The sequence below is a fragment of the Neisseria sp. P0018.S001 genome (genome assembly GCF_051957355.1).
GTDB classification, from domain to species: domain Bacteria; phylum Pseudomonadota; class Gammaproteobacteria; order Burkholderiales; family Neisseriaceae; genus Neisseria; species Neisseria subflava_A.
In genome coordinates this window covers 1-4,731 of record NZ_JBQCWN010000028.1, presented here as the reverse complement: position 1 = coordinate 4,731, position 4,731 = coordinate 1, and the positions used below count along the sequence as shown (strand labels likewise).

3 protein-coding genes are annotated in these 4,731 nt (G+C 52.6%); all 3 read left to right on the top strand.

All coding sequences use genetic code 11. The annotated features are described in order from the left end of the window. On the top strand, positions 1-4,052 hold a 4,052-nt coding region (locus ACTHTJ_RS10540; RefSeq protein WP_440360949.1), incomplete at its 5' end, for a hemagglutinin repeat-containing protein. A gap of 2 nt (positions 4,053-4,054) precedes the next feature. Further along, positions 4,055-4,483, top strand: a complete 429-nt coding sequence (locus tag ACTHTJ_RS10535) for a hypothetical protein (RefSeq protein ID WP_070461644.1) — start codon at positions 4,055-4,057, stop codon at positions 4,481-4,483. 48 nt (positions 4,484-4,531) lie between these two features. After that, positions 4,532-4,731 (top strand): hemagglutinin repeat-containing protein (locus ACTHTJ_RS10530; RefSeq protein ID WP_440362664.1); only part of this gene is annotated, 200 nt, incomplete at its 3' end.

The following is a 4,731-nucleotide window of genomic DNA, read 5'->3' as shown; positions in this document are numbered from 1 at the left end:
GCACCTTCGCCAAAATCTCCTCACCGCTGATCGATCTGGTCAACGCTGCCGAAGGTGCTGCCAAAAGCAAAGCCGACGACCGCACCCGCGCCCTGCAGGGTCTAGCCGCCGGCGCCCAAGCCTACCAACTGGCCGATTCCGTCGGCAAAGTGGCCGACGCCGTCAAAAACCAAACCGGACAGCAAGGCGCCGTCCTCTTGTCCGTCGAAGCCGGCTTCGGCTTTAAAACCGCTAGCAAAGAACAAAACCAAAACTACCGCCAAAGCCAGCAAAGCAGCCTGAAAGCCGGCGGCGACATCAATATCCGCAGCCGCGAGGGCGACATTACCGTCCAAGGCAGCAACATTACTGCGGGCGACACCATCCGCCTCGATTCCGCACGCGACATCCTGCTGCAGTCGGCCCAAGACAGCCAACATCAGGACGGCAAAAACCGCAATGCCGGCGTACAGGTCGGCGTCGGGGTTTCCGTCGGTGCGCAAACCGGCGTCTATATCTATGCCGAAGCGGCCTACGGCAAAGGCAAAAACCGTTCGGACAGCCAAACCCATCAAAACACCCTGCTGCAATCGGACAAACTGCAGCTCAGCAGCAAGGGCAATACCGTGCTGAACGGTGCTCAAGCCCATGCAAAACGCATCGACGCCGAAGTCGGCGGCACACTGCACATCGAAAGCCCGCAGGACACTGTCGAACAGGAAAGCAAACAAAGCGGCGGCGGCATCCGCGCCCAAGTCGCGCTCGGTACCGCATGGAGCGTATCCGGCAACTACAACCAAAGCAAAGCCAGCGGCCACAGCCGCAGCGTCGGCAGCCAGAGCGGTCTCTTTGCCGGCGAAGGCGGCTACCACATCAAAGCCGACAGCGTCCGGCTTAAAGGCGGCGCCATCGCTTCTGCCGCAGATAAAGACCACAACGAACTCACCGCCCGCAGTTTCAGCTTTGAAGACATCCGCAACGAAAGCAGCTACAGCGCCAGCAGCATGGGCATCGGCGCCGGCTACGGCGGCAGCCTGAAAGGCAGCGGCGGCTTCAATCAAAGCGCCTTCGGCCGTGCGTCCCAAACCGCCGGCCAAAACATCAAGCAAGGCCTCAACTACAGCCCCACCCTGCCGCAACATGAAAGCGGCGGCAGCCAAGGCTATACCCGCTCCGTACTCAGCGAAGGCAACATCACCATCGGCGACCAAGCCACCAGCGCCCGCGCACTCGGCATCCAAACCGATCTGCAAAACGCCCACCGCAGCGCCGAAGCCGTACCCGATCTGCAAAACCTACTCGACAAACAGCAAACCGTCGCCCAATCGACTGCCGTCATCCACAGCGCCGTTGCCACCTATAGTGGCAACCGTGCCAAAGCGGCAGCCGAAGAGCTGGAAAAACAACAGGCCGCTTACGAAGGCCGTCTGAAAGAGCAAAACGACGGCAGTTATGAGCAATATGCCGGTAAAAGCGACAGCGAACGGCTGTCCATGAGGCTGGGGAACGCGAAGTATGCCCAAGCTTACCAAGAAGCCCGAAGCTGGGGCGTAGGCGGCAGCAAAAGCCGTGCGCTTAGCGCCGCCGAAACCCTGATTACCGGCGCATTGGGCGGCCAGGGTGATTTACAGCTGGCGGCCAATACGTTGGCGCCGTATGCCGCAGCCGCCATCGGCAAGCGCTTCGGCCACGGTGAAAACAAAAACGAAGCCGCGCAAGCAATCGGCCACTTTATGCTCGGTGCCGCCTTGGCCTACGCCAACGGCGCCGACCCGCTTGCCGGCGGCAGCGCTGCCGTTGCCGCCGAACGCGCAGCCGAATACCTGGCCAAACAATACGACGACGGCAAGACCGCGATTGACCCGATAAGCGGAAAATTCAATCCCAACCTTCTGCCCGAGCACATTAAAGAAGAGATCAAAGCGCAGACCGGGGCGCTTGCTTCGGTGGTGGGTGCGGCCGGAGGCAGTCTGAACGGCACGAACAGCAGCAACGGAGCGTTGTTTGATGCGCAAGTTGCCGGGACGGTCGGACAGAATGCGGTGGAGAATAACTATCTGAGCAAAGAAGAAACCATCGAGTTTGAAAGAAGATTGGAACAATGCGCGATAGGCGATAAAAAATGTCTGGATGAAACATTTGCAGACGCCCGTATGCGCAGCGCAAAAAACCGCAATGATTTGATACTGCAATGCCAACGCGGAGGCGACCAAGATCCTGCGTGCGCCGCGAAAAAAGTTGAAATACGTGAAGGCTTGCAATATGTCACCAGTGAAGAATATGCGCCGCTTTATGCAAGCAGGCAGTATCCACCCAGAAGAAAATGGGCTCAACTTGAGCCTGTTACACAAACCGATTCTATTTCACCTAACCAAGCAGGAGACGATGCAAAAAACTTACCGGTCGTTACCGTTCTCCCCGATTGGATCGGCAAAGAAGGTTACAGCAGCCGGCACTTTATCATTTGGGAAAATATGACCGATATTGCCTATTTGGAGAGTGACCGTCAAAAAGCTGCCGATATCACCCATTATCTCGACGGCATTTCATTTAACCACACCAATCAGCGTAAGAGCCTGTTACGTCCGTCCGATTTTTGGTACACCCTTCGTGGCGCTTTCTCAGTAGGAAAATCGCCCCGTCTCGGCAATCTCCCCCAGCAGGTAGCTGATGGCCAACAGCCGGACAAACCATTTACTGAGCGGGCAGTTGAGAAAGTCTTCAGTGCCCCATTTGACATACGCGTTGCCGATCGTATCTTGATTGATACCGGAGAAGGCATTATCGGTCTCGGTGAAGGATTATGGAACGGAGGGAAGTACGTCATTCAAAATCCGGATCGGGTCTGGAATAAGCTGGAACAGTTGGCTACCAACCAAGAGGAGCGGGATAAAGTAATCGATTCTGCCGGTACAGCCATCCGGCACGAATGGAGCCTGTTCAAACGGCATAGCAGCAATTTCGGACATGCTGTTGCCAATGGCAATTTGGGTGATGCGGTCGATGACATGGAAACGGCTACAGCCAATGTAGGCGGTTTTATCGTTCCCGGAAAAGCTGCAAAACACGGTGGAGAAATCATCAGTAAAGGGGTTCGCTATGTAGGCGGGAATTTGGTTGGCGAAAGCGGGAGGTTTGCGCGAAAAGTCGCAGACAACGGGAAGCAAGAGCTTCAAAAAATAAAGGAAGGCTTTGACAATTTCTGCCATGGTGCGCAATGCGGACTGGCCACACCGGAGGGTATCGGATTGCCGCACAGAGTGCAGCCTGAAAGCCCGTCTCTTCCAATGGAAAGCCGTGCGCACGGCAAGGGCGGCACCAAATCCGGCGCAACCGGCAAAGGCAGCACATCAGCCAAAGGAAGCGGGCAGCCCGAATCTTCGCCACCCAAAGGCGGCACGGCGGGAGAGAAGTTTGACAAAGCGGTAGGCAATGTTGCGGAGAAAGTCGGACAAGGGAATGCGGTATATGATCAGACCTTTGGCAAGCAGGGCGGAATCGGGCGTCTGGAAGAAAATGTGCACAACAAACAGCCTCCCGCCCGCAATAACCGCTTGAACACGAATAACTCGAAACTTCAGAATAGCACCCAAACTATTTCGTCTGATACAATTATCAAAGACGGATCGCATTTTGATCAGAAAGGAAAACTAAAACCAAATGTAACATATCAAGCCGGAGAGTTTGAATATATATACCAAACTGATCATCTTGGGCGGTTAAAAACATGGGAAGCACAAGAGCTTCAGTTAACCAAACGTTCCGACAGGCTTCATCATAACCCTAATACTCCGGGAAAACTCAGTGGTGATCATGCTGGTCATTTGGCGGGAGATAGATTTGGCGGGTCTCCAAAGTTGGATAATCTGGTATCCCAGCTTAGCGGAGTTAATTTAAGCAATTATAAAATTCTAGAAAATGAATGGGCAAATGCATTAATGGAAAAGAAACGCGTAACGGTAAATGTTGATATACAATACAAGGGAAATAGTTTAAGGCCAGATCATTTTGTTATTCAATATGAAATTGATGGCATTAAAAAAGTTGAAAAGATTTACAACACAGGAAAGTAAAAATGAAATTTGAAGATAAGATATCAGAAATACAAGAACGTATGCTTAGCTTGGCACTTGAATTTTCAGGAGAGGGGGTTACCGCTGTCTATATATATGGTGCAAGGGAAAGAAACGTATTGTCTTTTGATGCTTTTTTTAAAGTGGGTAATAAAATTATGAGAAAGGAGTCTTTTAATACAAAAGAGATTCAATGGCAGTTTCTTAATCTTGGAATGGAAGATTATTCGGAACTATGCTCTGTCTTTGCCGAGAATCATCAGGAAATTCCAACTCAGTTGAAACTCATATATGACAATGTAAATCAGAAAGCATCCGCTAATTATTCATATGAAAAATTTTTCTCGCATAGAGATGATTTAACACCGGGTAATATTTTTGAACAATGGTTTAAAGAAGAAAAGCAAAAAACAGAAAACCCGTATGGCTAATCATGATTCCATAATGCAGATTAAAGGCAGCCCGAAACCCCATTCAGGCTGTCGTTTGCATTTGGGCACGCTGGCTTTCAGCCTGCTGCTCGGTTTCGGTTCGGCTCTGATTGTGCCCGCCGCCGCAGCCGCAGCACGCAGACGCAGGATAGCAGCAGCACCGAAGCCGTCGGCAGCTCGCTGACGGCCGGCCGCCATCTCAGCATCCGTGCCACCGAAGGCAGCATCGAAGCCAAAGACGCACAAAT